Below are 26,354 nucleotides of genomic sequence, written 5' to 3'. Positions count from 1 at the left end.
AGCCGAAGGAGCGCATGCCCGCCGGGGCGAGTGCGGCGCCGCGCCACCGGGTCCGGCTCGATCAGCCCCGCGCGCCACGGCGCAGTCTGCTGCCGGAGTACGACCCCGAGGCCTTCGGCCGGTTCTCGGAGCGGATCGCGCGTTTCCTGGGGACCGGGCGGTTCCTGGTCTGGATGACGCTGATCATCATCATGTGGGTCGTCTGGAACATCTCCGCGCCCGGGGATCTGCGTTTCGACCCGTACCCGTTCATCTTTCTGACGCTGATGCTGTCGCTCCAGGCCTCGTACGCGGCCCCGCTGATCCTGCTGGCGCAGAACCGGCAGGACGACCGGGACCGGGTCACCCGTGAGCAGGAGCGCAAGCAGAACGAGCGCTCGATCGCGGACACCGAATACCTCACACGGGAGATCGCGGCGCTGCGGATGGGGCTCGGCGAGGTCGCCACCCGCGACTGGATCCGCTCCGAATTCCAGGATCTGATCAAGGATCTGGACGAGCGGCACCTATTCCCGCACGAGCCTGCGCGCGAGAGTGACGAAGGCGACCGCTGAACGCTCTTTCCGGGGGTGGGAGTCAGCGCCGTACCATCGTCCGTATGGCTACGGAAGACGCGGTGCTTGAAGCACTGGCGACGGTGAACGACCCCGAGATCAACCGACCGATCACCGAACTCGGCATGGTCAAATCGGTCGGGATCGGGGCGGACGGCGCGGTCGCCGTCACGGTGTATCTCACCGTCTCCGGCTGTCCAATGCGCGAGACGATCACCAAGAATGTGACCGACGCGGTCGCGCGCCTCGAGGGCGTCACGCGCGTCGACGTCACGCTGGATGTGATGAGCGACGAGCAACGGAAGGAGCTCGCGAGCTCGCTGCGCGGCGGCACCGCCGAGCGCGAGGTGCCCTTCGCCAAGCCCGGCTCGCTGACCAGGGTGTACGCGGTGGCATCGGGCAAGGGCGGCGTCGGCAAGTCCTCCGTCACCGTGAACCTGGCGGCGGCGATGGCCGCCGACGGACTGAAGGTCGGTGTCGTCGACGCCGACATCTACGGACACAGCGTGCCGCGGATGCTGGGTGTGGACGGCCGTCCGACCCAGGTCGAGAACATGATCATGCCGCCGTCGGCGAACGGCGTGAAGGTCATCTCGATCGGGATGTTCACCCCGGGCAACGCGCCGGTGGTGTGGCGCGGCCCGATGCTGCACCGCGCACTGCAGCAGTTCCTCGCGGATGTGTACTGGGGCGACCTGGACGTGCTGCTGCTCGACCTGCCGCCGGGGACCGGTGACATCGCCATCTCGGTGGCGCAGCTGGTGCCGAACGCCGAGATCCTCGTGGTGACCACCCCGCAGCAGGCCGCGGCCGAGGTCGCCGAGCGGGCCGGCTCGATCGCCGTACAGACCCACCAGAAGATCGTGGGCGTCGTCGAGAACATGTCGGGCCTGCCGTGCCCGCACTGCGACGAGATGGTCGACGTCTTCGGCAGCGGCGGCGGCCAGCGGGTCGCCGAGGGCCTGACGAAGACGACCGGCACCAATGTGCCGGTGCTGGGGTCCATCCCGATCGACGTACGGCTGCGGGAGGGCGGCGACGAGGGCAAGCCCGTCGTGATCACCGACCCGGACTCACCGGCGGGCGCCGCGCTGCGCACGATCGCGGGGAAGCTCGGCGGACGCGCGCGCGGGCTGTCGGGCATGTCGCTGGGGATCACCCCGCGCAATAAGTTCTGACGAAGGTCGTGGGCATTCGTTCCGCCGAGCGGAACGGGTGCGCACAACCCGACCGTCGGCCCGCACGGTACGGGCAGCGCGAAGGGGCGCCGCTCATGAGCAGCGCCCCTTCGTCGTACGCCCGACCTTCCAGCCCGACCTTCCAGCCCGACCTTCCAGCCCGACGCTCTAGACGTACGCGCCGAGGTTCTGGACCGCCGAGAAGCCCAGCCCGTACGCGCTCATGCCGCGCCCGTACGCGCCGACGTGCACCCCGGCCCCGGTCGAGCCGGCGAGCACCCAGCCGAACTCCGACTCGCGGTAGTGGAAGGGCGTCGGCACACCGTCGACGGGCAGCGAGAGCATCAACCAGGCCGGTCCCGCCAGATCGTCGGCGAGCTCGAAGGCGGTCTCGGTCTGCTGGTCCAGCCAGTTGTCGCGCAGCGAGTGGTCGAGCTGACCGGGCCAGGTGTGGGCCAGGAGCCCCGAGCCGGCCAGCCAGGCCGCGGAGGAGACCGTGGTGGCGTCCAGTACGCCCGTGCCGTCGCCCGTGTGCCGTACCGGGCTGGCAGCCACGGTGACGACGACAGCGAAGCGCTCCTTGTCCGGGCCGCCCGCGTCCGACCGTATCGACGGCTCGTCGCCGTGGCCCATGGAGCCGTGCTGGACCGTGCCGTCCGCCGCGGTACCCACCTGCATCAGCCGGCGCGGGCCGGTGAAGGCCTCGTCCAGCGCGTACCAGGGGAAGGTCGCACGCAGAAATCCGTCGACCACACGCTGAGCCGCTGTCACCCGCTGCGTCGTGAGCGGGTTCTCCCCGCCGGGCGCAGGAGAATCGCTGACCGTTCCTTGCGCCGCTAGCCGACTTGTCGTCTCCATCTACCCGGCCGCCTCCTCTGTCTCCGAGGCCCGGAGCGGACCCGCCCCCCTCGGGCGTCCTCACGTCCGGACAGATGGAGAATAACCACCCTGTCCCGGCTCGCAGGGATTGACGGTACTCAGGTCGCGTCTGCGTCGAAGGGCGGTCGCTCGTCCCGATCGACGTTTTCGCGCTTCTTGAGCAGGTCGGGGGTGCCGGGCGAGCCGTTGACGGCGGCCGGGACCGAGGCCGCGGATTCGTTGCCGTGCACCGCGTCCGCGACCTCGTTGATCTCCTTCTTGAGGTCGAAGCTGCTGCGCAGGTCCTTGAGGTCCTTCAGATCCTCGTTCTCGTCCAGCTGCTTGCGGATGAACGCCTTGGGATTGAGGTCCTCGAACTCGAAGTCCTTGAACTCCGGCCCCAGTTCGCTACGAATGTCCTGCTTTGCGCTTTCGGAGAACTCGCGGACCTTCCGGATGAACCGCGAGGCGTCCTGGATGACCTTCGGCAGCTTGTCGGGGCCGAAGATGAGCACGGCGAGCACCACGAGCGCCACCAGCTCCAGTGCGCCTATGTCGTTGAACACCCTGCTGCTCCTCGTGTTCTCTGCGGCCCGCCAGGTCGGATGGAGTCCGGGCCCGATCCACGGTACCCGCCGAAACTGTCTGCGCGGTACCTTCCGATGGGCGCTGCGCCGAGCCGTCCGGCGGCCGTTCGACCGGCCGTCATGTGCCGTCCGCGGAGCCGAGTGTCAGCGTCATCTTCCGTTCACGGCCGGCGCGATCCACCGTCAGCTCCAGCCGGTCACCGGGGCGGTGGGCGCGGATCTTGACGATGAGCTCCTCGCCGCTGTGCACCCGCTGGCCGTCGATCTTGGTGATGATGTCGCCCGCCTTGATGCCCGCCTTGGCGCCGGGGCCGTTCTTGCTGACCGACGCGGAGCCGTCCTTGCCCTTGTCGCCGACGCGTGCGCCGTCGCCGGTGTACTTCATGTCGAGGCTGACGCCGATCACCGGGTGGGTGGCCTTACCGGTGTTGATCAGCTCTTCGGCGACGCGCTTGCCCTGGTTGATGGGGATCGCGAAGCCGAGTCCGATCGAGCCGGCCTGGCCTCCTTGGGTGTCCGTGCCGCTGTCCGCGGCCCGGATCGCGCTGTTGATGCCGATGACACGGGCCTTGGTGTCCACCAGCGGGCCGCCGGAGTTGCCGGGGTTTATCGGGGCGTCGGTCTGCAGGGCGTCGACATAGCTGACATCACTGCCGTCGCCCTTTTCGCCGCCCGCGGTGATGGGGCGCTCCTTGGCGCTGATAATGCCGGAGGTCACGGTGTTCTGGAGATCGAACGGCGCGCCGATGGCGACGACCGGGTCACCCACCTGGACGTTGTCGGAGTTGCCGAGGGGCAGCGGCTTGAGGCCGGAGACACCGGAGACCTTGACGACGGCGAGGTCGTAGCCACTGTCCTTGCCGACGAGCGTCGCCCTGGCGGTCTCGCCGCCGCTGAAGGTGACCGAGATCTCACCCGAGGAGCCTGCCGGGTCGACGACATGGTTGTTGGTGAGGATGTGGCCCTGCTGGTCGAGTACGAATCCGGTGCCGGTGCCCTGTTCGCCGCCGCCGCTGACATGGAGGGTGACGACGCTCGGCAGGGCGCTGGCAGCGATACCGGCAACGCTGTCGGGTGCGCGGTTGCCGTTGCCCTTGGCGGCCTGCGGGAGTTCGACGCTGGTGATGCCGCCGTTGCGCTCGATGTACGCGCCTATGCCGCCGCCGACAGCACCGGCGACGAGCGCGAGCAGGACCGCCCCGACCAGCAGCGATCCGCGTCGGCCCTTGTTCTTGACGGGCTCACCGACGTGGGTCAGCGGCCGCCCGGGTGTGCTCCACGGGTCGTACTGCAGCCACAGCGAGGGCAGCGGCTGCGGCCGCTCCTGGGGCTGGGGGTGCGGTTGGGGCTGGGGCTGGGGGTGCGGCTGAGGCTGGGGCTGGGGGTGCGGCTGAGGCTGGGCGTGCGGCTGCTGGGGCGACGGGGCCTGGGGCGGCGGCGCATATCCGCCGCCGGTGCCCCCACCGGCCGGTGTTCCGTTCTGCGCGGGGTACGCCGGCGGTACGGGTGTGCCCTGTGCCGGAGTCGGCATCGGCCGCTGCACGGGAGGGGCCGGCGCCCATGGCCCGGGCCCGCCGTAGGGCGGGGTGCTGTACGCATCGGGCTCGTGCAGAGGCTGCGGCCGACTCTGTTCCGCTGCGGGCTGGGCTGCGGGCACCGGGTCGACGGCCGTCTCGGCGTCCCGCGGCACGGGCACGGGGGCCTGCACCGAGGTCTGCACCGGAGGCAGTTCCGTCGTCACCTCGGTCTCCTCGGGCGGCGGTGCCGACGCCTCCGGCTCGGAGTGAGTCGTACGTCCCGCACTGGGCCGGCTCCACCACTTCGCCTTCGGCCCGGTGGGCTTCCCGTCGTCCATGCTCTCCCCGCAAACTGCCGACCACTGCGGCACCCTCCTGGGGCACCCCTCAGAGGATTCAACCAGGTTTGCGAATCACCGTGCAGGGACCTGGTCAGCGCCGGGACGAGAGGGGCCGAGAAGGCTGGGTCGGTGCGGCGAGATGGGTGGGGACAGGCGTGGCTGACGGGTTGGACCCGGGTGCCGTGGCGAGCTGGAACGCCGAGCCCGTGGGACGTATCAGCGGGGACAGGGAGGACGAGGTATCGGTCAGTATCGAGGCGGAAAACGGGTGGTTCAGCGGCGCCGCCGGGGCCAGCAGGCTGGGCGCCGCGGCGATGACCGGCCGGTTGTCCGACCTGGCCAGGCCGTTGCCACCGCTGCGCCGGCGGTCGGCCTCCGTGCCCCTGGGGGTGGCCCCGGTGCCCGCGCCGTTGTTCATTCCGCTGTTCACTCCGGTATTGCCCGTGGTCGGAGTCACGGCGCGCAGCGGTGTGACGTTGTTCCCCGCGCCCTCGCCCCTGGGACCTGCCTGCACCGAGGCGTCCAGCGGAATCGCTCCGCCGAGGGCGATCGCGGCGAAAGACACCGCGCTGGCCGCCGCGAAGACGAACCTCCGGCCGAGCCAGGGTGAGCGCTCCGCGTCCGTACGACCCACGTCATGGATCCGGAAGCCGCCGCCGGAGCCGGGAAGCACGGTCGCGTGCGCGCCCGCCGGTACGTAGCCGAAGGTCTCCGTCCGGGACGTGCGGGGGTCGCGTCCGGGCCTCGCGGAGGGATTCAGCGCGTTGAAGACTCCATTGGCGAGCCGCCCCCCGTCGAAAGGTCCCCCCGAGCGGTCGTCGTCACCTCCGGGTCCTGCGGGCAGCCCTTGGAGCCGCGCGAGCAGCCCTTCGGAGGGCGGCGGCGGAGCGGTTTGCGCGAAGACGTTCTTCAGCCGACGGTGGGCGTCGGCCTCGGCCTTGCACTTGGGACAGGTCACCAGATGGGCCAGCACCCGGTCGCGGGCATCATGTTTCAGCTCGCCGTCGATCAGCGCGGCCAGCCGGTCCCCCAGGTGCTGCTCCGCGGGGGTGGGACTCGAGCCACTCACGCCGGTCCGCCCTCTCCTGCCAGGCCGACCGCACCCGCCAGCGTGCGCTGCTCGGCACGAGCCTCCGGGGAACGGTGCTGCAGGGCCTTGCGCAGATGCGACCGGCCGCGGTGGATCCGGCTGCGGACCGTGCCGAGCTTCACGCCCAGCGTCGCGGCGATCTCCTCGTACGAGAGACCTTCGATGTCACAGAGCACCACGGCGGCGCGGAACTCCGGCGCGAGGGTGTCCAGCGCCTGCTGCACATCCGCGTCGAAGTGGGTGTCGTTGAAGACCTGCTGCGGAGACGGCTCGCGACTGGGCAGCCGCTCTGCCGCGTCGTCGCCGAGCGCGTCGAAACGGATGCGCTGCTTGCGGCGGACCATGTCCAGGAAGAGGTTCGTGGTGATGCGGTGCAGCCAGCCCTCAAAGGTGCCGGGCGTGTACGTCGACAGCGAGCGGAAGACGCGGACGAAGACTTCTTGCGTAAGGTCCTCGGCGTCGTGCTGGTTGCCCGTCAGCCGGTAGGCGAGGCGGTAGACCCGGCCGCTGTGCGTGCTGACGATCTCCTCCCAGGTGGGAGGCGTCCACGCCTGCGATTCCGCATCCGATGCGAAGGTCGCGGTAGCTGCGGAGTCGGTGGAGCGGGAACGGTCAGCAATGTAGGTCACAGATCTCGGCTCACCCGTTGACCTGAGAAAGCGCCTCAGCACTCCTCTCCGATCCGCAGGTGCAGCCGCACCTCCCCTGTCGGCTCTGGTGGTGTCCAGCGGAGCCCCTACCATAGCCACCTCGCCCGTTAGCTCCGGATAAGAATCTTTACGCGAATTTGGGTCCTGCTTCCGGCCCTGATCCATGCGCTTCCCCCTGTCTCCCATAACGCCTGGTCCCATCTGCGGGTTCCCGGTGCAGCGGATACAGTCAGCGTCGCGCCAACTACGGGGACAGGAGAGGGTCATTACCGCCAACCGGCAGACGAGCTGGGCGTTCGCCGACGCCTTTGTCGCCGAGGACGACACGCTCCGCTGGGCCCGCGACCGGGCCCGCGAGTCGGGGCTCCCCTCGGTGTCACCAGGCACCGGCGCAGCGCTGCGACTGCTTGCTGCCACGGCTGACGCGAAAGCGGTGGCCGAAATCGGTACGGGGACCGGTGTCTCCGGGATCTATCTGTTGCAGGGCATGCGGCCCGACGGCGTACTGACGACGGTGGATCCGGAGCCGGACCGGCAGCAGTTCGCCAAGCAGGCCTTCCGCGCGGCCGGCTTTGCCGGGAACCGGGCGCGTTTCATCCCCGGCCGCGCGCTCGACGTACTGCCGCGGCTCGCGGACGGCGGCTACGACCTCGTCTTCTGCGACGGCGACCGCATGGAGTCGCTGGACTATCTCGCTGAATCGTTGCGCCTGCTGCGACCAGGCGGTCTTGTCTGCTTCGAGGGCGTTTTCGCGGACGGTCGCACGGTGGACTCGGCGGCGCAGCCGGCGGAAGTCGTGCGACTTCGCGAGCTGCTGCGCGCGGTGCGGGAAAGCCAGGAGCTGCTGCCCTCACTGCTGCCGGTGGGCGACGGCCTGCTCTGCGCGGTCCGCCGCGGCTGACCGGCCACGCCCCGGCAGGCCCGGCCATGCGAACCGAGCCCCCCCGAACACAGCACTGCCCCGGCACCATGAGTGCCGGGGCAGTGAAAGTGTGTGCGCTTCCCGCGTCAGCCGACGACCTTCTTCAGGGCGTCGCCGAGGGCATCGGCTTCGTCCGGAGTCAGCTCGACCACAAGCCGACCGCCGCCTTCGAGCGGAACGCGCATGACGATGCCCCGCCCCTCCTTGGTCACCTCGAGCGGGCCGTCGCCCGTCCGCGGCTTCATGGCCGCCATGCTCGTTCCCCTTCCTGAAACCAGCTCATCGCAGCCGACAACCCAGGTGTCACCGGCATCGAACACATTGCTTCCAGGTCATTATCCCGCATGGCGGGACCCGATGACCAACATCGGTCGGCATCGCTTGCGCAACGCGCTCTCTCAAAACCACTCAAAGCGGCGATCCGCCTGCGATACTTCGCCACCGCCCACGGGCCCGAAGCGGAAGATTGTTTGACGCAGGTCACATGTTCGCCCCCGACGATCTCCGCCATGCTGAGCCTGAACACCACTCTTGAGCCGTAAAGGGGACCTGCCATGGCCGACTCCGTGCTGTACGAGGTGAGCGACGGACTCGCGACGATCACGATCAACCGGCCCGAGGCCATGAACGCGATGAACACCGAGGCCAAGGTCGCTCTCCGGGACTCGGTCCAGGCAGCCGCCGCCGATCCCGCCGTACGCGCGGTACTGCTCACCGCGTCCGGGCGCGCCTTCTGCGTGGGCCAGGACCTCAAGGAGCACATCTCGCTGCTCGCGGAGGACCGGGAGCACGGCACCGACCGCACCATGAACACCGTGCGGGAGCACTACAACCCCATCGTGCGGGCGCTCACCGAGATGCCTAAGCCGGTCGTGGCCGGGGTCAACGGCGTGGCGGCGGGCGCGGGCCTCGGCTTCGCCCTCGCCGCGGACTACCGCGTCGTCGCCGACAACGCGAAGTTCACGACCTCCTTCGCGGGTGTCGCGCTGACCGCCGACTCCGGGGTCTCGTGGACGCTGCCCCGGCTGATCGGCCAGAGCCGCGCCGCCGACCTGCTGCTGTTCCCTCGCTCGTTCTCCGCGCAGGAGGCGTACGAGCTGGGCATCGCGAACAAGCTGGTCCCCGCCGCCGACCTGGCCGCCGAGGCCGTCGCGGTGGCCCGTGCCCTGGCCGAGGGCCCGACCGTGGCGTACGCGGCGCTCAAGGAGTCCCTGGCGTACGGCGCGGGTCACACGCTCAGCGAGGCGCTGGGCAAGGAGGACGAGCTCCAGGCGAGGGCGGGCGCGTCGGAGGACCACACGATCGCTGTCCAGGCGTTCATCGCCAAGGAGAAGCCGAAGTACCTCGGCCGCTAGGCGCCCCGAGCCCTCCCCTTGCCCCGGGAGCCGGCTCCGCGGACGACACAGCCGCTCAGGTGGTCGTCGACGAGACCGCACGCCTGCATCAGCGCGTACGCCGTGGTGGGTCCGATGAAGCGCAGGCCGCGCTTCTTGAGGGCCTTCGCCAGCGCTGTGGACTGGTCGGTGACCGCGGGGACGTCGGCGATCGTGCGCGGGGCCGGTCGCTTCGCCACATCCGGGGCGTACGACCAGATCAGCGTGTCCAGCTCACCGGCCGGCCAGTCGGCGAGCACGCGCGCGTTGGCGAGCGTCGCCTCGATCTTGGCGCGGTTGCGGATGATCCCGGCGTCGGCGAGGAGGCGCTCCTCGTCGGCGTCGGTGTACGCCGCCACGGATGCGATCTTGAAGTCGTCGAAGGCGGCACGGAAACCCTCGCGGCGGCGCAGGATGGTGATCCAGGACAGGCCGGACTGGAAGGCCTCCAGGCAGAGGCGTTCGAACAGTGCGTCGTCGCCGTGGACCGGACGGCCCCACTCCTCGTCGTGGTACGTGACGTAGTCGGCCGTGGACAGGCCCCACGGGCAGCGCAGCTTCCCGTCGGGCCCGGGTACGGCCTCGCCGGTCACTGGTCGTGCTCCTCGCCCGGCTTGGTGAACAGGTCGGGGCCGCCCACCGCACGGGCCTGCGCGCCGGCCAACGCCGACTCCAGCTCGGCGATACGGGCGTCCCGCTCGGCGAGCTCCGCACCGAGGCGGCTCAGCACCTCGTCCACGTCCGCCATCCGGTAGCCGCGGGGCGAGACCGGCAGCCGGACCGCCTCGACGTCCGCACGGCCGACCGGGCGGCTGACCGGCAGCGGGTCCACCAGCTGCTCCGGGGCCACCTCGGGCAGGGCCGCGCTGTCGCCGCCGCCGACCACGGCGAGGGTGACCGCAGCGACGACCACGACCATCGCGATCAGCAAGAACAAGAACACGAGCGAGCCTCTCCCCAAGCGGAAACTGTCCGGTGCTGATCGTGCCACGACAGTCTGAGAGTTAGGGTCGCAGGCGACGGACCTGAGGAGGAAACCGCTGATGCTGCGGCTGGGACGGCGCGAATTCGACGCGCACGAGCCGGTGATCATGGCGATCGTGAACCGGACGCCGGACTCCTTCTACGACCAGGGCGCCACGTTCCGGGACGAGCCCGCGCTCGCCCGCGTCGAGCAGGCGGTGTCAGAGGGTGCTGCCATCATCGACATCGGCGGGGTGAAGGCCGGTCCCGGCGAGGAGGTGACGGCCGAGGAGGAGGCGCGGCGCACGGTCGGATTCGTGGCCGAGGTGCGCAGACGGCATCCGGATGTCGTCATCAGCGTCGACACCTGGCGGCACGACGTGGGTGAGGCGGTCTGCGAGGCGGGCGCGGACGTGCTGAACGACGCGTGGGGCGGGGTGGACCCGAAGCTGGCGGAGGTCGCCGCGCGGTACGGAGCGGGTCTGGTGTGCACGCACGCGGGCGGCGCGGAGCCGCGGACACGGCCGCACCGGATCGCGTACGACGATGTGATGGCGGACATTCTGCGGGTGACGGTCTCGCTGGCGGAGCGGGCGGTTGAGCTGGGCGTCCGCAGGGACGGGATCATGATCGACCCGGGCCATGACTTCGGGAAGAACACCAGGCACAGCCTGGAAGCGACACGCAGGCTCGGGGAGATGACGGAGACGGGCTGGCCGGTGCTGGTCTCCCTGTCGAACAAGGACTTCGTCGGCGAGACGCTCGACAAGCCGGTGAAGGAGCGCGTGATCGGCACGCTGGCGACGACGGCGGTGTCGGCGTGGCTGGGCGCGCAGGTCTACCGCGTCCATGAGGTGGCGGAGACGAAGCAGGTCCTGGACATGGTGTCGACGATCGCGGGCCACCGGGCACCGGCGGTGGCGAGGCGGGGGCTGGCGTAAGGGATGTTGGCCGCGGGTGGGGTTGCAAGCCCCCAGCCCCCGGCGGGGCTGAAATTCAGCCCCGCCGGTCGACACAGCGGGAAGGGGCGGTTCGGGGAACAGCTCCGCGCAGCGGCCGCGCCTAGTGGCCCGTCTCCTTCGTGACCATCGCCACCGCCTCCTCCACGTCGTCCGTCACGTGGAAGAGAAGCAGGTCCCTCTCGGACGCCTTGCCCTGCGCCACCACCGTGTTCCGCAGCCAGTCCACCAGCCCGCTCCAGTACTCCGTGCCGAACAGCACGATCGGGAAGCGCGTGACCTTGCGGGTCTGGACGAGGGTCAGCGCCTCGAACAGCTCGTCCAGCGTGCCCAGTCCGCCCGGCAGGACCACGAAGCCCTGCGCGTACTTCACGAACATCGTCTTGCGGACGAAGAAGTAGCGGAAGTTCACGCCGATGTCGACGTGCTGGTTGAGCCCCTGCTCGAAGGGGAGCTCGATGCCGAGGCCCACCGAGATGCCGTGAGCCTCCCGCGCACCCCTGTTCGCCGCCTCCATCGCGCCCGGGCCGCCGCCCGTGATCACCGCGAAGCCGGCGTCGACCAGCGCCCTGCCGATCCGGACGCCCGCGTCGTACTCGGGGGTACCCGGCCCCGTACGGGCCGAGCCGAACACGCTGATGGCGCTGGGCAGTTCGGCGAGCGCGCCGAAGCCTTCCACGAACTCCGACTGGATGCGCATGACCCGCCAGGGATCGGTATGCACCCACTCGGAGTCGCCCTCCGTGTCCAGCAGCCGCTGATCAGTGGTGCCGGGCTGCACCTGTTCTCTACGGCGCAGCACCGGTCCCAGTCGCTGCTCCCCCAGCGCCCGCAATCCTTCGGTTCCCTCGGTTCCCTCGGGGTCGCCCATGGCCTGCTCCCTCCGCCGCACATCGTTGCTTTGAGTCAGGGTAGGTCGGAGAACGTTACGAAAGGTGAAATCGGGGCGGTCAGGCAGTGAGCCAGTCCCGGAGCCGGTTCTCGCAGTGGGTGATCTTCTCCACCGCGACATGCTCGTCCCGCTTGTGGGCGAAGAGCGCGTCGCCGGGTCCGTAGTTGACCGCGGGCACGCCGAGCGCGCTGAAGCGTGAGACATCCGTCCAGCCGAACTTGGGCTGAGCCGTCCCGCCGACGGCTGCCATGAAGGCGGCGGCCGCCGGGTGCGAGAGGCCGGGCAGCGCGCCGCCCGTGTGGTCGTCCACGATGAACTCCGCGACCCCGCAGTCGGCGAAGACCTCGCGGACATGGTCCTCGGCCTCCGCCATGCTCCGGTCGGGCGCGTAGCGGTAGTTGACCACCACGGTGCACTCGTCGGGGATGACGTTGTTGGCGACGCCGGCCTCGATCCGTACCGCGTTGAGCCCCTCCCGGTACTCAAGACCGTCGATCACCGGCCGACGCGGCTCGTACGTGGCGAGCTTCGCCAGAATCGGCGCAGCCGCATGAATGGCGTTGGACCCCATCCAGCTGCGCGCGGAGTGTGCCCGCTCCCCCGCCGTACGGAGAAAGACCCGCAGCGTGCCCTGACAGCCGCCCTCGACCTGGGCGTCGGACGGCTCGAGCAGTACGGCGAAGTCACCCTCCAGCCAGTCGGCATGGGCATCGGCCACATGCCCCAGACCGTTGAGGTGTGCGGCAACCTCTTCATTGTCGTAGAAGACGAAGGTGAGGTCGCGATTCGGCTCGGGGACGGTCGCGGCGATCCGTAGCTGTACGGCCACGCCCGACTTCATGTCGCTCGTTCCGCAGCCCCACAGCACGCCGTTCTCGTCGAGCCGGGACGGCACGTTGTCGGCGATCGGAACCGTGTCGATGTGCCCGGCCAGCACGACCCGCTCGGCGCGCCCGAGGTTCGTCCGGGCCACGACATTGTTGCCGTACCGGTCGACGGTGAGGTGCGGCAGGCCGCGCAGCGCCTGCTCGATCGCGTCGGCGAGAGGCTTCTCCTCGCCGCTGACCGAACGGAAGTCGACCAGGCGGGCGGTGAGCGCCGGAGCATCAAGAGTGAGGTCAAGCACGGTTTCGGGCATGACTCCGACCTTAACGCGGGCTCCAGTACGGTGGGCAGCGTGCCTGAGACCGCCTCCCCCCTCCGGCGCGGCCGCCTCTTGCGTATCGCGGCCGCGTTCGCCGTGCTGCTGGCACTCATCGGCTATGTCGTTGTGCAGTACGTCACCGGCGGCGGCGCTCCGCGCTGCACGGTGCGTACGGCCGCGGGCTCCACGTACGAGCTCAGCGCCGAACAGGCCGCGAACGCCGCGACGATCTCCGCGGTCGGCACCACACGCGGCATGCCGGAGCGCGCGGTCACCATCGCGCTCGCGACCGCACTCCAGGAGTCGGGGCTGCGCAATATCAGACACGGCGACCGTGACTCGCTCGGGCTCTTCCAGCAGCGTCCGTCGAAGGGGTGGGGCACGGCCGGGCAGATCCTCGACCCCGTCTACGCCTCCGGGAAGTTCTACGAGCACCTCGCCGAGGTCCCCGGCTACTCGCGGCTGCCGCTGACTGTCGCGGCACAGCGTGTGCAGCGCAGCGGCTTCCCGCAGGCGTACGCGAAGCACGAGCCGGACGCCACGCTGCTGGCGGCTGCGCTGACCGGCCGCGCGACCCGGGCCCTGACCTGCGAGTCGGGCAAGGGCAACGAGGCGGGCGACGCGTCGAAGGTGCGGGCCGAGCTGGTGCGCGCATTCGGTCCCGAGGTGCTGCCGAAGGCCGGTACCTCGGGCCGGACCGGCGCCCCGGCACCGCGCGAGGTGTCCGTACCGGTGCAGTCCACGATCGGGACGGACGGCGGCGGGGCGGCGCAGCGGGGCTGGGAGCTGGCGCACTGGGCGGTGGCGCGGGCGGACGGGCTGCGCATCGATGAGGTCTCGTACGCGGGCCGGGTATGGAGCGCCAAGGAGTCCGGGAAGGGCTGGCGAGCGGCGGGCGCCACCTCGGCCGAGACGGGTGCGGCGGGTTCCCGGGCGGACTCCCGCAAGGCTTCCGGCGCGGATTACCGTACCGGCGAAGTCCGAATTCGCCTCGCGCAGTAGTCCGCGCCATCCCTCGAACGAGGCACTCCGGTCACCTCCGGACAAGGTGTCGGCCCGGCGTTCGCGCCAGTGGCGATCAGCCCCTCAAACCCCTTGCGGCAAAAGGGAAGTGACGGTTCGGCAGACAATTGCGCAATGGAATGTTTGCCCACCTTTACCCGAAGCCGATAATGCGACACATTGCCAACTCTTTGCCTTGGTCCACCGCAACTTCTCCCGCCCTCCAAGCAGTTGTCACTGCGTCCGAAAGCCGGAACGGCACTGCTGGACCAGCACCGGACAGGCACCATTCCAGACGTACTTCTCGCCTCAAGGAGCATCATGTCCCTCCCCCTGACCCGTCGGATCGCCCGTGTCGCGCTGCTCATCGCGGCGGGTGCAGCCCCCGTGGTCGGTGCGGTCGGCTCCGCAAGCGCCGCGGACCTTCCGCAGGCCCCCGTGGGCCTGACCGCGTTCGACGCGGACGGCGTCAGCAGCACTGTCGACGGTGCCGCGCAGAAGACCTCCGACCTGGCGGGCAACACCGGTGGCGACGCGGTCGAGCAGACCGTCCCGGCCGCCGGCAAGGCTGTCGACAAGGCGGGCAAGGCGGCGGCCCCCGTCGCCCAGAAGGCGGCCGGTGACGCCGCGGGCAGCGCGGGTGACGCCGTCGGCAAGGCCGCCGGCACCGCGACCGGACGGCTCGGTGGCAGCAGCCTGCAGACCGACTCGCTCGGTGGCGGCCTGCCCACCGAGCAGCTGCCGGTGGAGTCCCTGCCGCTCGGCTGACGATCAGCGCACGGGAAGGGCCCCGGGAGTACGACTCCCGGGGCCCTTCCCCATGTCCGGCCGAGGCATCCTCAGCCGCGAAGTCTTCGGCCGAGAGGTGTTCAGCCGAGGCGCTTGACCGCGGCCTCGACCCGCTCATCCGTCGCGGTGAACGCCACGCGTACGAAGCGCTCGCCCGCCGTTCCGTAGAAATCGCCGGGCGCGACCAGGATCCCCAGCTCCGCCAGGTGCGCCACTGTCTCCCAGCACGGCTCGTCGCGCGTCGCCCACAGATAGAGGCTGGCCTCGCTGTGCTCGATCCGGAAGCCGTGCGCCTCCAGGGCCGTACGCAGCGCGGCGCGCCGGGCCGCGTACCGCGCCCGCTGCTCCGAGACATGCGTGTCGTCGCCGAGTGCCGCGACCGTGGCGGCCTGCACCGGCGCCGGGGTCATCATCCCGCCGTGCTTACGGATCTGGAGCAGCTCACCGAGCACGCTCTCGTCGCCCGCGATGAAGGCGGCGCGGTACCCGGCCAGGTTGGAGCGCTTGGAGAGCGAGTGGACGGCGACGACGCCCTCGTACGTACCGCCGCAGACGTCCGGGTGCAGGACCGAGACCGGCTCCGCCTCCCAGCCCAGCTCCAGGTAGCACTCGTCGCTGAAGACCAGCACGCCGTGCTCACGCGCCCACGCGACGATACGGATCAGCTCGTCCTTGGCCAGCACCCGGCCGGTGGGGTTGGACGGCGAGTTGAGCCAGAGCAGCTTCAGGCCGGTGGGGTCGAGCTGGGTCGGGTCGTCGTAGACCACGGCCTCCGCACGCGCCAGCCGGGCGCCGACCTCGTACGTCGGGTAGGCGAGCCGCGGGTGGGCGACCTTGTCGCCGGGGCCGAGACCGAGCTGGGTCGGCAGCCAGGCCACCAGCTCCTTGGAGCCGACGACGGGCAGGACGTTCGTATGTGCGACATCGACGGCGCCGAGCCGCCGCTCGACCCATCCGGTGAGCGCGTCACGCAGCCCGGCCGTCCCCCACACCGTCGGATAGCCGGGCGAGTCGGAGGCCTCGACGAGCGCCTTCTGGATCAGCTCGGGGACGGGGTCGACGGGCGTGCCGACGGAGAGGTCCACAATGCCGTCGGGGTGGGCCGCGGCCGTCGCCTTGTACGGCTCGAGCTTGTCCCACGGGAAGACGGGAAGGCGCGAAGAGACTCGCGAAGAGGCTGCGGACACAGGACTTCTCTTTCTCGTACTCGTGCGTGGCTCGTGCAGAGGGCGTCAAACACCTCGGTCCCGTACGGACGACGAACCGTACGGGACCGGGGGCGACGCACCAGCGGGCCGCGGACTACTGGTTCTGCGGCGGCAGCGCTGCGATAAAGGGGTGGTCGCGCTCGATCAGGCCGAGCTTGGAGGCACCGCCGGGCGAACCGAGCTCGTCGAAGAACTCGACGTTCGCCTTGTAGTAGTCCTTCCACTCCTCCGGGGTGTCGTCCTCGTAGAAGATCGCCTCGACCGGGCAGACCGGCTCACAAGCCCCACAGTCGACGCATTCGTCCGGGTGGATGTACAAGGACCTGGAGCCCTCGTAGATGCAGTCGACGGGGCACTCCTCGATGCACGCCTTGTCCTTGACGTCGACACAAGGCTGCGCGATGACGTAGGTCACGCTGTCGTTCCTCCTCGGTAGGGCTGGCATTGCGCGGGAGCGCGGCGTCGTCGATGCCCGCCCCTAGTATCTCCGTTCCTGGGCACGATCCGAACAGGAGGGGCTCGCAGACCTGTGGAATTCACTGGCGGCGGACGGCTCAAGGTCCGTATTACACCCTTTGACGTGGGTAAACGAGTGTCCGTGAGGTGCCTGATCGACCCCGGGGCCGGGGCCGAGAAGTTCACCGACACGGTCGGCGTTCTCACATCATGGGACAACGGTGTGCTGCTGATCACACGACGAACCGGAGAGACTGTCCGTATCCCGGAATCGTCACTGGTCGCGGGCAAGGTGGTGCCCGCCGCGCCGGCCCGCCGCCGCGGTCCCGCGGCGGACTTCGAGGAGCTCGCCCGGGTCATGGCGCGCGCCTGGCAGCCGGTGGAGAGCGAGCGGCTCGGCGAGTGGGAACTGCGGGCGTCCGCCGGATTCACCCGGCGCGCGAACTCTGTACTGGCGCTCGGTGACCCCGGGCTGCCGCTCGACGAGGCGCTGGCGCGGGTGCGTGCGTGGTACGAGGAGCGGGATCTGCCCGCGTATGTACAGGCTGCGACCGGGGCGGCGGGCACTCAGGAAGAGCTCTGCGCGGAGCTGGAGGCGCGCGGCTGGCGGCGCGAGGTCTCGGCGGAGGTACGGATCGGGGCCCTCGCCCCGATCGGTGACCTGGACGCGGATGTGGCGCGGGTCCGGCTGGCGCGCTCCTTCGACGAGGCGTGGCTGCAGCGCTATCACCGCTTCGGTGTGCCCGGACCACATGTGCTGAGGGTGCTGGGCAGCGGCCCGTCGGTGTGGTTCGCCACGGTGGCCGGTGAAGGGACGGTTCCGGCGGCGATCGGCAGGTGTGTGATCGACGGCCGCTGGGCGGGCTTCATGGCGGTGGAGGTGGACCCGGCATACCGGCGCCAGGGCCTGGCGACCACGGTGATGACCGCGCTGGCGCGGCGTGCGCTGGAGGAGGGCGCGTCGGCGGCGTGGCTGCAGGTGGAGACGGACAATGACGGGGCGCGCGCGCTGTACGAAACGATGGGATTCGCGACCCATCACCGCTACCACCACTTCCGATCCGCATAGACGGGTACGAGTCGCGTATGCACGACAAATCCGCCGACAGGCCCGCCGGCCGGCCGTCCGACTGGCGTCAGCAGTTCGCCGAGGAGGCCCGCTCGGAGCGGGCGGACCTCGCGCTGATGTGCCTGCTCGTCGGCGCGGAGGCGGACCCATTGGTGGACGAGGCCGCTCTGGACGCTGCTCAGATCGAACTGGACCGGCTCGCCGGCATGCTCCCCTTCGGCCTGGTCGGCCCCCGCGCGTGGGCTGCGGCGCTGGCGGAGCTCCTGGGCGGCCGCTGTGACTTCGGCGGCTCGCCTGCCGACTTCCAGCGCCTGGAGTCCTCGCTGCTGCATGAGGTACTGCGCCGCCGCAGGGGCCTGCCGATCCTCCTCTCGGTGGTCTGGATCGAGGTCGCCCGCCGGGCGGGCGCGCCAGTGTACGGGGTCGCGCTGCCGGGCCACTTCGTGGTGGGCTTCGGCGACCCGCACGAGCAGGTCCTCGCGGACCCCTTCGCGGGCGGCCGCGTGCTGACGGGGCCGGACGCGGAACTACTGGTGGCGGGCGCGACGGGAGCGCCCCTGGACCCGTCGATGCTGATGCCCGCGGACCCGGTCGACGTGGTCGTGCGCATCCTGAACAACATCCGCGCCTGGGCTGCGGTCCGCCCGGAACGCTCGGACGTCGCACTCTGGGCGGTGGAACTGTCGCTGCTGCTCCCTTCACATCCGGCGAGGCTGCGCTACGAACGGGCCCAACTGCTCGTGGAGCGGGGTGAGTTCGTGACGGGGGCGGCGGAGATGGACGCGTACGCGGAGGTGGTGGCGGCGGTCGATCCGGCGACGGCGGAGGCGATCAGACGGAAGGCGCGGGTGGCGCGGGCGATGCTGAACTGAGTCCCGGACGTCCTGAGGGCCAGTCGTCCGCACGATCGGCCCGGACGGCGACCTTCAGAGCCAGCCCTTCTCCCGCGCTGTCCGCACCGCCTCCGCCCGGTTCCGCACCGCCAGCTTCTGGATTGCCGTCGAGAGGTAGTTCCGCACCGTCCCCTGCGACAGATGCAGCAGCGCCGCCAGTTCCGCGTTCGTCGCGCCGTCCGATGCCGCCCGCAGGACCTCCCGTTCGCGGTCCGTCAGCGGGTTCGCGCCCTCCGCCAGGGCCGCGGCCGCCAGCGTCGGATCGATGACCCGTTCGCCGGCGAGCACCTTCCGTACCGCGTCGGCCAGTTGGGCCGCCGGTGCGTCCTTGACCAGGAAGGCGTCCGCGCCCGACTCCATCGCCGTACGCAGATAGCCGGGGCGGCCGAAGGTCGTGAGGATGACGATCTTCAGCGCGGGGAACTCCCGGTGGAGTTGGCGCGCCGCCTCGATGCCCGTCATGCCCGGCATCTCGATGTCGAGGAGAGCGACGTCCACGTCGTGGGCGCGGGCGGCAGGCAATACCTCGTCGCCGCGCGCCACTTGGGCGACCACCTCGAAGTCCGGGTCCAGGCCGAGCAGTGCCGCCAGGGCCTCTCGGACCATCGACTGGTCTTCGGCCAGGAGGAGTCGGATCATGAGGCGGATCCTAGAGGGACCCGCACGGTGAGCGTGAAGCCGCGTTGGGTGCCTGTGTCCACGGTGCCGCCGACCTCGGTGACACGTTCGCTCAGACCCGTCAGGCCGTTTCCGTACGAGGGGCTGCCGCCGCGGCCGTCGTCCTCCACCGTGAGTTCGAGGACCGGGCCGTCCAGCGTCTGGCGCGGCGTCAGCGTGATCACGCAGCGGCGCGCACCACTGTGGCGTACGACATTGGTCACCGCCTCCCGCAGCGACCAGGCGAGCGCCGCCTCCTGCTTCTCGGGGAGTTCCGGTGACTCGGGCGGGACGTCGGCGGGCACGTCCGCGATGATTCCGGCCGCCGCGAGCGCCGTACGCGCCCCGGCCAGCTCGCCCGGGAGCGTGGGCCGCCGGTAGCCGGTGACCGCTTCCCGTACGTCGACGAGCGCCTGCCGGCTGACCTTCTCGATGTCGGCGACCTGCTGCGCCGCGCGCTCCGGCTGGTCCGGCAGCATCCGGCCGGCCAGCTCGCTCTTCAACGTGATCAGCGACAGGGAGTGGCCGAGCAGATCGTGCAGGTCCCGGGCCAGCCGCAGCCGTTCCTCGTTCGCGGCGAGCTGGGCAACCGTGGCGCGCGCCTCGCGCAGTTCGATGGTCGTACGGACCATCTGGCGTACCCCCGTCATCGCGAACCCGCCGAGCAGGGCCGGGATGACGACCGCCGGGAGGATGTTCCCCGGGTGGTCGGTCTTCAGGCCGATCAGGATCATCGCCGCCGTGATCGCCGGGATCGCCCAGCGGGCCAGCTGCAGCGGCAGTACCGCTCCGGCCGACACGGAGACGTACACGAACAGCACCAGCCACTCGGAGCCGAGCGTCAGGGAGAGGAGTACGGAGAGGCTGAACATGCCGGCGAGCGTTGTGTAGACGGTGCGCGGGGCCAGCGGCTTGGAGGTGTGGCGGAAGACCAGAGCCAGATAGACGACGACGAAGGACACGAGGCCGAGCCACCCGAGTGCGGTGGCCCAGGCGGTGTGTTCGTCGGCGAGGAGATCACTGACCGGGGCTCCCATGAAGGCCAGCCAGATGCCGATCCACAGCAGCTTGACGGCGGCCCGGCGACGGCTTGTCGGCGGCTGCCCGATCCCGGCGAAGGTTTCCTCGTTCACGCCTTCAGTGTGTCCTTCCGGTACAGCCAGGCCGCACCGCCGGCGAAGAGCAGGAAGTACACGGCGAGGATCGCGACATCCTTGGGATGCGGTGAGCTGCCGAGCTCGATGGACTGGCCGAGTGCGGCGTACGCGTGCGTGGGCAGCCATTCTGCGATGTTCTGCAGCCACTGCGGGTAGACGGTGGTCGGCATCCACAGGCCGCCCAGGATGGAGAGCCCGAAGTACAGGATCATCGTGACGGGCCGGACCGCGTCGCCGCTGGCGAGATAGCCGATTGCGACCCCCAGCGCGGCGAAGACCAGGCTGCCGGCCCAGATGGCGCCGGTGAGCGCGAACCACTGCCAGGTCTCGAGGCGTACCCCCTTGGCGAGCGCCGCCACCGCGAAGACGATCACGATCGTCGGCAGAGTGACCACAGCGCCGCCGGCAATCTTCGCCAGGACATAGCCGCGGCCGGGCAACGAGGTGAGACGCAGCTGGCGGACCCAGCCCTTCTCGCGCTCCTTGGCGATGCGTTCGCTGTTGCCCATCAGTACGGCGGTCAGCGCGCCGAACGAGGCCATCGCGACCATGTAGAAGGCCGGCATCGTGAGATTGGTGTGCGGGACCTTGGCGGTGGAGTCCTGGGTGCCGGCGATCATCAGGAAAAGCGCCGACGGATAGATCACCGAGAAGAACATGAACTTCTTGTTCCGCAGGGTGCGGGTGATCTCGAGCTTGATGAGAGTGTTCACAGCGCCTTGGCCTCCCCGGCCTCCGTGATGGCGACGAAGGCCTGCTCCAGGCCCAGTCCTGCGACTTCGAGATTGCGGGGGTAGACCCCGAGTCCGTACAGCGCGTGGACGGTCGCGTCCGCGTCGTGCGACTGCATGCGGACCGTACGGCCGGACAGGGAGAACGTGGACAGGAACGGCAGCCGGCGCAGCGCGGCCTCGTCGAGCGGGCCCTCCAGGTCGAAGGAGATCCGCCGCGCACCCGCCTTGGCCTTGATCTCGGCGGCCGTGCCGTCGGCGAGCAGCCGCCCGCCGTGCAGGACGAGCACCCGGTCGGCGATCGCGTCGGCCTCTTCGAGGTAGTGCGTGGCGAACAGGACCGTACGGCCCTGCCGTGTCTGCTCGCGCATGGTGGCCCAGAAGGACTGGCGGGACGTGACGTCCATGCCGGTCGTCGGCTCGTCGAGGACGATGAGGTCGCTGGCACCGGCGGTCGCGAGCGCGAACCGTACGCGCTGCTCCTGGCCGCCGGAGAGCTTGTTGACCATACGGTCGGCAATCTGGCCGATCCCGGCCCGGGCGAGGACGTCGGCGACCGGGTACGGCTTGGGGTGCAGCGCACAGGCGAGCTGCACCAGTTCGCGGACCTTGACCTCCTCCATCAGGCCGCCGCTCTGCAGCATCGCACCGACGCGGCCGGCGGCGACCGCCTGCTGCGGGGTCGTGCCGAAGAGCTTTACGGAGCCGCTGTCGGCGGGGCGCAGGCCGAGCAGCAGATCGAGCGTGGAGGACTTGCCGGCGCCGTTGGGGCCGAGGAGCGCGACGGTCTCGCCGGGGTGGAGCGTCAGCGAGAGATCGGATACGGCACGGACCGCGCCGTAGCTCTTGTGCACATTCTCGAAGCTCACCACAGAGGTGGGAGCGGCTGTCGTCGTCATGTGTTCAGACTGGCCGCAGGACGGGGTGGGGCGTCAGTGTCGGCGGTCGTGACTCGGGGATGACAGATGTCATGCGCGCGGCCGTGACAACGGCGGTTGAGCGCTGGTGCGGTGACCGAGTCGGTTCGCGGGGGCCGCGGGCCGCGATGGCCGCCCGGTTCGCCGGTCCGGTTCGCCCGGCCGCCCGGGTCGCCCTCGATCGCCGGACGGGCTCGGACTGAGCCGTCCGGCGATCGAGGACCGTACTAGCTCGGGTCGAGCGCTATCTCGCTGACACGCTCGGCCGGCGACTTGCCGCGCAGCGCCGTGCCCATGGCCTGGGCGACGTCGTCCGCGGAGAGCTGGTGCTTCTTGCCGTCGCCCTTGGTGATCATGACGCCGTCGAAGACACCGTCCAGGAGGTCTTCGATCGCCTTCTTGTCGTAGACCTCGACGAGCCTGCCGTCGATCGCCTTCATGGAAAGGATCTTGGGCAGCGACTTCGCCGGTCCGAACTGGATCTGCTTGCCGCCAGCCTTGATGGTGATCAGGTCGGACATCGCGGGCTCGGCGAAGTCCTTCATCGCCCGGTCGAGCTCGGTCTTCGTGATGGTCGGCTCGCGGGTGGCGACGGGGAGCGGGACGACGTTCGGCTTGCCGGTCTCGACCTGCGCGCGGTAGGCGTCCTTGACCGAGATCATCGAGCGGCCGACGTCCAGCGTCTGGCCCGCCTTGCCGGGTACGGGGACGGCCTTGCCCGGCTCGAACTTGATCGTGCCCTCGGTGGCCGAGCCGGAGACGCCCGCCAGGTCGGTGAGCGCGACGCCCAGCTTCTCCTCGTCGACCAGGATCACCGGTTCGGCGACGCGCTCGCCGCCGAGGAGGGATCCGATCACCGAGACCGGGTTGTAGTCGCTGCCTGCGGCGGCGCGAACGGTGGCCTGGCTGTCCAGGGAGAGTCCGGCCTTGTCCGGGGCGAGCTGCTCCTTCTTGCCGCCCACTGTGAGCTGGAGCGAGCCGGCGGCGCGCTTGCCGAGGGCGGCGTCGAGCTTGCTGACCGCCTCTTCCTTGGTGCCGCCGCCGATGTCGACGCCGAGCACCGTGGTGCTCTTGGGTACGTCGGAGTGGTTGAGCAGCAGGCCGGCGCCGTAGGCGATACCGAGCAGCCCGACCACGCCGGCTCCGGCGAGCACCAGTTTGGAGCGGCCCTTCTTGGCGGGCGCGGGCCTGGGGCTGGGGCTGGGAGCGGGCCTGGCGGCGGCGGGCGCGGGCACGACAGGACCGGCGGGGCCGCCGGGTCCACCGCCGGGACCGCCCGGGAACTCCGGTGCGGAGAAGTCCCCCTCGTCGAAGCCCTGCTGGCCGGCGCTGTGGGGCGCCAGCGGGTTCGGGCCGGTGCCGGGGCCGGAGAGCGGGCTGCCGAGCGGCGGGAACGGCGAGCGGTGATCGCCGGGGACCACGGGGATGCCACTGGTCAGCGTGTCACCGGAGACATGGCCGCCGCTGAACTCGGGGGCGGGCTGCTGGGGAGTGAGCACGGCGGTGTCGTCGGACATCCGGGGCACGCCACCGGGACCGGGACCGCCGGAACCGGGACCGCCCGGACTCCCAGGGCCCGGTACGCCGGGAATATCGGCTCCCGGGCCGGGCCGGCCGCCGGAACCGGGACCGCCTGCTCCCGGACCGCCGGGGCGCCGGCCGAGCGGCATGCCGCCGGTGACCGGTCCTGTCGTCGGCCCGGTGGGTCCGAGGGATGCGCCGGGCGAACGCACGCCCAGCGGAGGCGCGCTGCTCCCGGGAGCGAAGCCGTTCGCGTCGGAGGCCGGGCGGTCGGCGTTCGCGGCCAGATCGCTGAGCGAGCCGCCATTGCGCGGCGCTCCGGGCCCGCCGCTGCCGGGCCCTCCGCTCGCCGGTCCGCCCTGACCGGGAATGTTCACACCGGGACGGCTCTGACCGGGACCGCCCTGCTGGCCGTCCGAGAAGTACGGGAGACCGGCACCAGGACCGCCGCCGTTCGCGCCGGCGCCCGGGCCCGCGGGCGAGGCGGGAGCGGACGGCTGCCCGGCCGATGCCGCCAGACCTGCCCCATTCGTGCCTGTCCCGTTCGCGCCGGAAGCCGGACTCGACTTGCGGGGCGCGAACCAGTCGCTGGCCGGCACCTTCTCCTCGGCCGGCGGCTCCGCCGCAGGCGCGGCAGGCTCCTCGGCCACGTCGGGCCGCCGCGTGCTGCCCGTGCGCTCGCTGTCCTGTCTGGCCGAGGCGGCGTCCACGTCGCTCATCGGCGTACGCATGACGACCGGCGGGATCGGCCGCGAACCCGGGATGTTGATCCGGATACGCGTGGTCAGCGTGGTCTCGGTCTTGGGCTCGTCCGGCTGCGGCTCGGGAGCCACATCCGCGGCATCGTCCGGAGCGTCCTGCGGAGGATGCAGCGACGGATACTGGCGGGATCCGTACGGCGGTGTCCCCGAGGGGTACGCGGCTCCACCGCGCCCCTGGGGGCCGGAGGACGAACTGTCAGTTTCACGACTCAAAGCAGGTTCTCCCGGTTGGCTTCGCCGCCCGTTTCTTACTGGATAGCAACTGCTGCGGGCGGCTCGGCGGCGCGCACCACCATACTGGCCGCTGCCGACAGACACCCCGGGACTGTGGAAAGCGACATTTCCGCCGACCGTACGGGCATGGTCAGTTCAGTGGCTTCCCACCCCTTGGGGCGACCCACCATAGGGGCCCGCCGCACAGGGCGCGTGCCGGGGGTCCCACCCGAGGTGAGCGCGGTGTCCCGCACATTGACCTCGTACACCCCGGAAAGGCAGACAACCCGGGAAGAGTTGCTCCGTCGGCCCTCACTTGCCGAGTCGGCCGGACCCGCCACCCGGTCGCGCGGGCCGCGACATCGTGGCACACATCACAGCCAGCGCCATTCCGCCCAGCATGAAGACGAGCGGTCCGACTCCCGCGGAGAACACCCCGTCGCCCTCCGGGCGTCCGATGCTGAGCAGCACGATGGCGAGCAGCCAGCCCACAGCCGGCGCCAGCACGCCGAGCTGCGTCCCGGTGGCCCGCAGCGAGCCGTAGAACAGACCCGTCGTGGCGAGCAGAGCCAGCACCAACCCGCCGGGGAACCAGGCCCCTTGGACCAGTGAACCGGCGACGCCGACCAGCGCCCCGAGCGCGGCGAGTCCGAGGTAGGCGGCGATCCGGCCGGGCTTCGGCGACTGGGCGAGCCAGGCCCCCGGTACGCCCTGTCCGCCTGCGGATCCACTCATACCTGCACCCCCGCGAAGAGATCGTGTTCGCGCGCGCCGGGCGGTGCGCCGGACTCGCCCTGTACCAACTGGTAGTACTCGGTCGCGAAGATCGGCTGTCCCAGATCGTTGGAGAGTGCGAAGAAGGGGCCGTCCACGGCGATTTGGGTGGCATGGGCCCGCATCGCTGCCGCCTTCTTTTCCGCGTACGCCGTGGCGTCGATTGCGGTGGTGATCTCGGAGTCGTCCACGACGCCTGGAATGTCGTCGAGAGCCGCAATGCCCGGGAAGTCCGCCCCGCCGGCAGCGCGGAGCCGGGCGAAGCCCTCCTCGGCCACCGAGCGCGGCACCCGGTTCCAGTAGATCTTGGCGATCGTGTGCGCCTCGCCGAGGTCGTGCCGGAAGGCGGGATCGGCGGCCAGCTCGGCAGCGCGCATCGCGACCCGGTGCGCCTGGATGTGGTCGGGATGTCCGTACCCGCCATTCGGGTCGTACGTCACCAGCACCTGCGGACGCACGGAACGGATCACCCCGACGAGGTAATGGGCCGCGTCGTCCGGGTCGGTGTTCCAGAACGCGCCCTCGCGGTGGTTCTGCTCCAAACCCATCATCCCGGAGTCCCGGAACCGGCCGGGACCACCCAGGAAGCGGTGGTCGGTGACGCCCAGCTCCTTCATCGCGGCGGCCAGTTCGCCGACGCGATGAGCTCCCAGCCGGTCCTCCCGGTCGGGCGCGAGATGGGCGAGGTCCGGCGGGATGACCTCGCCCTCCTCGCCAAGGGTGCAGGTCACCAGGGTGACCTGGGCGCCGGCGGCCGCGTACAGGGCCATCGTCGCGCCGTTGTTGATCGACTCGTCGTCCGGGTGCGCGTGCACCAGGAGCAGACGACGGTCGGGAAGATCCTTCATACGGCACAGCCTACGAGGCCGGACCCGCTGCGCTAGAACTTGAGACCACCGATCACTCCGGCCACATTTGTGGTGAGTTCGTTGATGGTGGGGGCAATGGACGAGCTTGCGAGATAGAACCCGAGCAACACGCAGACCGCCGCATGCCCACCCTTCAGCCCGGACTTCCGGACCAGCAGGAAGACGACGATCGCCAGCAGCACCACCGCCGAAATCGAGAGTGCCACGGCGGTTCACCTCCACGGATATTCGGTCGGGACGGGCAGGTTGCATGTGCCAGGACGTTCATACCCACCTTGCGCCGCGGATCATAACTATCCACACCAACGC

At 70.4% G+C, this 26,354-nt stretch carries 29 protein-coding genes; 9 read left to right on the top strand and 20 right to left on the bottom strand.

Translation table 11 applies throughout. The features are described from left to right. The first annotated feature begins 14 nt into the window (after positions 1-14). Together ACFYXH_RS03885 and ACFYXH_RS03880 are read left to right on the top strand one after the other, a co-directional pair. A complete protein-coding gene (locus tag ACFYXH_RS03885; RefSeq protein WP_389560650.1) occupies positions 15-554 on the top strand; it encodes a DUF1003 domain-containing protein in 540 nt (179 codons plus the stop codon). A 44-nt stretch (positions 555-598) separates the two neighbouring features. Further along, positions 599-1,732, top strand: coding sequence for an Mrp/NBP35 family ATP-binding protein (locus ACFYXH_RS03880; protein ID WP_389560329.1), 1,134 nt, complete (start codon positions 599-601; stop codon positions 1,730-1,732). Between the two features lie 168 nt (positions 1,733-1,900). On the opposite strand, the gene ACFYXH_RS03875 is transcribed toward ACFYXH_RS03880, so the two are convergent. The 5 genes from ACFYXH_RS03875 to sigE form a co-directional block, all read right to left on the bottom strand. Beyond that, positions 1,901-2,590, bottom strand: coding sequence for a hypothetical protein (locus ACFYXH_RS03875; RefSeq protein ID WP_389560327.1), 690 nt, complete (start codon positions 2,588-2,590; stop codon positions 1,901-1,903). Between the two features lie 119 nt (positions 2,591-2,709). After that, positions 2,710-3,156: a sec-independent translocase gene (locus ACFYXH_RS03870; RefSeq protein ID WP_389560325.1), complete on the bottom strand. Its 447-nt coding sequence runs from the start codon at positions 3,154-3,156 to the stop codon at positions 2,710-2,712. Positions 3,157-3,295: 139 nt separating this feature from the next. Next, positions 3,296-5,032, bottom strand: coding sequence for a trypsin-like peptidase domain-containing protein (locus ACFYXH_RS03865; RefSeq protein ID WP_389560323.1), 1,737 nt, complete (start codon positions 5,030-5,032; stop codon positions 3,296-3,298). A gap of 94 nt (positions 5,033-5,126) precedes the next feature. Then, complete coding sequence (locus ACFYXH_RS03860; protein ID WP_389560321.1) at positions 5,127-6,104, bottom strand: anti-sigma factor family protein; 978 nt, start codon at positions 6,102-6,104, stop codon at positions 5,127-5,129. Further along, the gene (sigE, locus tag ACFYXH_RS03855; RefSeq protein WP_385305124.1) at positions 6,101-6,868 is read right to left on the bottom strand and encodes an RNA polymerase sigma factor SigE; all 768 of its coding nucleotides are present in this window, start codon (positions 6,866-6,868) and stop codon (positions 6,101-6,103) included. Before sigE ends, ACFYXH_RS03860 begins: the two co-directional genes overlap by 4 nt. A 121-nt stretch (positions 6,869-6,989) precedes the next feature. Here sigE and ACFYXH_RS03850 point away from each other — a divergent pair, with 121 nt between their 5' ends. Continuing rightward, complete coding sequence (locus ACFYXH_RS03850) at positions 6,990-7,676, top strand: O-methyltransferase (RefSeq protein WP_362686687.1); 687 nt, start codon at positions 6,990-6,992, stop codon at positions 7,674-7,676. Between the two features lie 107 nt (positions 7,677-7,783). Here the strand turns inward: ACFYXH_RS03850 and ACFYXH_RS03845 are convergent, their stop codons facing one another. After that, positions 7,784-7,951, bottom strand: a complete 168-nt coding sequence (locus tag ACFYXH_RS03845; protein ID WP_003966491.1) for a DUF3117 domain-containing protein — start codon at positions 7,949-7,951, stop codon at positions 7,784-7,786. A 300-nt stretch (positions 7,952-8,251) separates the two neighbouring features. Here ACFYXH_RS03845 and ACFYXH_RS03840 point away from each other — a divergent pair, with 300 nt between their 5' ends. Beyond that, positions 8,252-9,052 carry an enoyl-CoA hydratase/isomerase family protein gene (locus ACFYXH_RS03840; protein ID WP_389560318.1) on the top strand — a complete coding sequence of 267 codons (801 nt, stop codon included), beginning with the start codon at positions 8,252-8,254 and terminating at the stop codon, positions 9,050-9,052. Here ACFYXH_RS03840 and ACFYXH_RS03835 read toward each other — a convergent pair. Together ACFYXH_RS03835 and ACFYXH_RS03830 are read right to left on the bottom strand one after the other, a co-directional pair. Beyond that, entirely contained in the window at positions 9,049-9,663 is a 615-nt protein-coding gene (locus tag ACFYXH_RS03835) for a DNA-3-methyladenine glycosylase I (protein ID WP_389560316.1), read from the bottom strand. The genes ACFYXH_RS03840 and ACFYXH_RS03835 overlap by 4 nt on opposite strands. Next, positions 9,660-10,013 carry a DivIVA domain-containing protein gene (locus ACFYXH_RS03830; RefSeq protein WP_389560314.1) on the bottom strand — a complete coding sequence of 118 codons (354 nt, stop codon included), beginning with the start codon at positions 10,011-10,013 and terminating at the stop codon, positions 9,660-9,662. The genes ACFYXH_RS03835 and ACFYXH_RS03830 overlap by 4 nt, the downstream gene beginning before the upstream one ends. Before the next feature lie 100 nt (positions 10,014-10,113). Between ACFYXH_RS03830 and folP the strand changes: the two genes are divergently transcribed. Continuing rightward, the gene (gene folP / locus ACFYXH_RS03825) at positions 10,114-10,974 is read left to right on the top strand and encodes a dihydropteroate synthase (protein ID WP_389560312.1); all 861 of its coding nucleotides are present in this window, start codon (positions 10,114-10,116) and stop codon (positions 10,972-10,974) included. Between the two features lie 121 nt (positions 10,975-11,095). Here the strand turns inward: folP and ACFYXH_RS03820 are convergent, their stop codons facing one another. Together ACFYXH_RS03820 and dapE are read right to left on the bottom strand one after the other, a co-directional pair. Continuing rightward, positions 11,096-11,863, bottom strand: coding sequence for a TIGR00730 family Rossman fold protein (locus ACFYXH_RS03820; RefSeq protein WP_327325891.1), 768 nt, complete (start codon positions 11,861-11,863; stop codon positions 11,096-11,098). 79 nt (positions 11,864-11,942) lie between these two features. Then, on the bottom strand, positions 11,943-13,022 hold the full coding sequence (gene dapE / locus ACFYXH_RS03815) for a succinyl-diaminopimelate desuccinylase (RefSeq protein ID WP_389560310.1): 1,080 nt from the start codon (positions 13,020-13,022) through the stop codon (positions 11,943-11,945). 39 nt (positions 13,023-13,061) lie between these two features. On the opposite strand from dapE, the gene ACFYXH_RS03810 reads away from it, so the two are divergent. Both ACFYXH_RS03810 and ACFYXH_RS03805 read left to right on the top strand, forming a co-directional pair. After that, on the top strand, positions 13,062-14,030 hold the full coding sequence (locus ACFYXH_RS03810; RefSeq protein ID WP_389560309.1) for a hypothetical protein: 969 nt from the start codon (positions 13,062-13,064) through the stop codon (positions 14,028-14,030). 321 nt (positions 14,031-14,351) lie between these two features. Then, complete coding sequence (locus ACFYXH_RS03805) at positions 14,352-14,798, top strand: ATP-binding protein (RefSeq protein WP_389560307.1); 447 nt, start codon at positions 14,352-14,354, stop codon at positions 14,796-14,798. 101 nt (positions 14,799-14,899) lie between these two features. Here the strand turns inward: ACFYXH_RS03805 and ACFYXH_RS03800 are convergent, their stop codons facing one another. Further along, entirely contained in the window at positions 14,900-16,006 is a 1,107-nt protein-coding gene (locus ACFYXH_RS03800) for a bifunctional succinyldiaminopimelate transaminase/glutamate-prephenate aminotransferase (RefSeq protein ID WP_385305110.1), read from the bottom strand. Between the two features lie 115 nt (positions 16,007-16,121). After that, positions 16,122-16,442 (bottom strand): ferredoxin, encoded by a 321-nt coding sequence (gene fdxA / locus ACFYXH_RS03795; protein ID WP_018089397.1) that lies wholly within the window; start codon positions 16,440-16,442, stop codon positions 16,122-16,124. Between the two features lie 114 nt (positions 16,443-16,556). Here fdxA and ACFYXH_RS03790 point away from each other — a divergent pair, with 114 nt between their 5' ends. Together ACFYXH_RS03790 and ACFYXH_RS03785 are read left to right on the top strand one after the other, a co-directional pair. Then, positions 16,557-17,552, top strand: coding sequence for a GNAT family N-acetyltransferase (locus tag ACFYXH_RS03790; RefSeq protein ID WP_389560305.1), 996 nt, complete (start codon positions 16,557-16,559; stop codon positions 17,550-17,552). Positions 17,553-17,569: 17 nt separating this feature from the next. Then, positions 17,570-18,424 carry a transglutaminase-like domain-containing protein gene (locus tag ACFYXH_RS03785; protein WP_389560303.1) on the top strand — a complete coding sequence of 285 codons (855 nt, stop codon included), beginning with the start codon at positions 17,570-17,572 and terminating at the stop codon, positions 18,422-18,424. A 54-nt stretch (positions 18,425-18,478) separates the two neighbouring features. Here ACFYXH_RS03785 and ACFYXH_RS03780 read toward each other — a convergent pair whose 3' ends face one another. The 8 genes from ACFYXH_RS03780 to ACFYXH_RS03745 form a co-directional block, all read right to left on the bottom strand. Beyond that, complete coding sequence (locus ACFYXH_RS03780) at positions 18,479-19,084, bottom strand: response regulator transcription factor (RefSeq protein ID WP_389560301.1); 606 nt, start codon at positions 19,082-19,084, stop codon at positions 18,479-18,481. Beyond that, a complete protein-coding gene (locus tag ACFYXH_RS03775) occupies positions 19,081-20,235 on the bottom strand; it encodes a sensor histidine kinase (RefSeq protein ID WP_389560300.1) in 1,155 nt (384 codons plus the stop codon). Before ACFYXH_RS03775 ends, ACFYXH_RS03780 begins: the two co-directional genes overlap by 4 nt. Next, positions 20,232-20,972 (bottom strand): ABC transporter permease, encoded by a 741-nt coding sequence (locus ACFYXH_RS03770; protein ID WP_389560299.1) that lies wholly within the window; start codon positions 20,970-20,972, stop codon positions 20,232-20,234. Before ACFYXH_RS03770 ends, ACFYXH_RS03775 begins: the two co-directional genes overlap by 4 nt. Further along, positions 20,969-21,889 carry an ABC transporter ATP-binding protein gene (locus tag ACFYXH_RS03765; RefSeq protein ID WP_389560298.1) on the bottom strand — a complete coding sequence of 307 codons (921 nt, stop codon included), beginning with the start codon at positions 21,887-21,889 and terminating at the stop codon, positions 20,969-20,971. The genes ACFYXH_RS03770 and ACFYXH_RS03765 overlap by 4 nt, the downstream gene beginning before the upstream one ends. A 245-nt stretch (positions 21,890-22,134) precedes the next feature. Continuing rightward, the gene (locus ACFYXH_RS03760; protein WP_389560297.1) at positions 22,135-24,402 is read right to left on the bottom strand and encodes a hypothetical protein; all 2,268 of its coding nucleotides are present in this window, start codon (positions 24,400-24,402) and stop codon (positions 22,135-22,137) included. Positions 24,403-24,714: 312 nt separating this feature from the next. Next, complete coding sequence (locus tag ACFYXH_RS03755) at positions 24,715-25,137, bottom strand: DUF6113 family protein (RefSeq protein ID WP_389560295.1); 423 nt, start codon at positions 25,135-25,137, stop codon at positions 24,715-24,717. Further along, positions 25,134-26,024, bottom strand: a complete 891-nt coding sequence (mshB, locus tag ACFYXH_RS03750; RefSeq protein WP_389560293.1) for an N-acetyl-1-D-myo-inositol-2-amino-2-deoxy-alpha-D-glucopyranoside deacetylase — start codon at positions 26,022-26,024, stop codon at positions 25,134-25,136. Before mshB ends, ACFYXH_RS03755 begins: the two co-directional genes overlap by 4 nt. 32 nt (positions 26,025-26,056) lie before the next feature. After that, positions 26,057-26,251, bottom strand: coding sequence for a hypothetical protein (locus tag ACFYXH_RS03745; protein ID WP_327325878.1), 195 nt, complete (start codon positions 26,249-26,251; stop codon positions 26,057-26,059). Positions 26,252-26,354 lie beyond the last annotated feature (103 nt).

Origin of the sequence: Streptomyces sp. NPDC002730 (genome assembly GCF_042888805.1) — a bacterium.
In the GTDB taxonomy this organism is placed as follows: domain Bacteria; phylum Actinomycetota; class Actinomycetes; order Streptomycetales; family Streptomycetaceae; genus Streptomyces.
Note: the sequence above shows the minus strand (reverse complement) of the source record. Positions and strands in the feature narration are given on the sequence as shown.

What these genes read in the sequence shown, in the direction of transcription:
- ACFYXH_RS03885 (WP_389560650.1), top strand. Translation starts at nt 15, where the DNA reads ATGCCCGCCGGGGCGAGTGCGGCGCCGCGCCACCGGGTCCGGCTCGAT.
- ACFYXH_RS03880 (WP_389560329.1), top strand. Translation starts at nt 599, where the DNA reads ATGGCTACGGAAGACGCGGTGCTTGAAGCACTGGCGACGGTGAACGAC.
- ACFYXH_RS03875 (WP_389560327.1), bottom strand. Translation starts at nt 2,590, where the DNA reads ATGGAGACGACAAGTCGGCTAGCGGCGCAAGGAACGGTCAGCGATTCT.
- ACFYXH_RS03865 (WP_389560323.1), bottom strand. Translation starts at nt 5,032, where the DNA reads ATGGACGACGGGAAGCCCACCGGGCCGAAGGCGAAGTGGTGGAGCCGG.
- sigE (WP_385305124.1), bottom strand. Translation starts at nt 6,868, where the DNA reads ATGGTAGGGGCTCCGCTGGACACCACCAGAGCCGACAGGGGAGGTGCG.
- ACFYXH_RS03845 (WP_003966491.1), bottom strand. Translation starts at nt 7,951, where the DNA reads ATGGCGGCCATGAAGCCGCGGACGGGCGACGGCCCGCTCGAGGTGACC.
- ACFYXH_RS03840 (WP_389560318.1), top strand. Translation starts at nt 8,252, where the DNA reads ATGGCCGACTCCGTGCTGTACGAGGTGAGCGACGGACTCGCGACGATC.
- folP (WP_389560312.1), top strand. Translation starts at nt 10,114, where the DNA reads ATGCTGCGGCTGGGACGGCGCGAATTCGACGCGCACGAGCCGGTGATC.
- ACFYXH_RS03820 (WP_327325891.1), bottom strand. Translation starts at nt 11,863, where the DNA reads ATGGGCGACCCCGAGGGAACCGAGGGAACCGAAGGATTGCGGGCGCTG.
- dapE (WP_389560310.1), bottom strand. Translation starts at nt 13,022, where the DNA reads ATGCCCGAAACCGTGCTTGACCTCACTCTTGATGCTCCGGCGCTCACC.
- ACFYXH_RS03805 (WP_389560307.1), top strand. Translation starts at nt 14,352, where the DNA reads ATGTCCCTCCCCCTGACCCGTCGGATCGCCCGTGTCGCGCTGCTCATC.
- ACFYXH_RS03785 (WP_389560303.1), top strand. Translation starts at nt 17,570, where the DNA reads ATGCACGACAAATCCGCCGACAGGCCCGCCGGCCGGCCGTCCGACTGG.
- ACFYXH_RS03780 (WP_389560301.1), bottom strand. Translation starts at nt 19,084, where the DNA reads ATGATCCGACTCCTCCTGGCCGAAGACCAGTCGATGGTCCGAGAGGCC.
- ACFYXH_RS03765 (WP_389560298.1), bottom strand. Translation starts at nt 21,889, where the DNA reads ATGACGACGACAGCCGCTCCCACCTCTGTGGTGAGCTTCGAGAATGTG.
- ACFYXH_RS03755 (WP_389560295.1), bottom strand. Translation starts at nt 25,137, where the DNA reads ATGAGTGGATCCGCAGGCGGACAGGGCGTACCGGGGGCCTGGCTCGCC.
- mshB (WP_389560293.1), bottom strand. Translation starts at nt 26,024, where the DNA reads ATGAAGGATCTTCCCGACCGTCGTCTGCTCCTGGTGCACGCGCACCCG.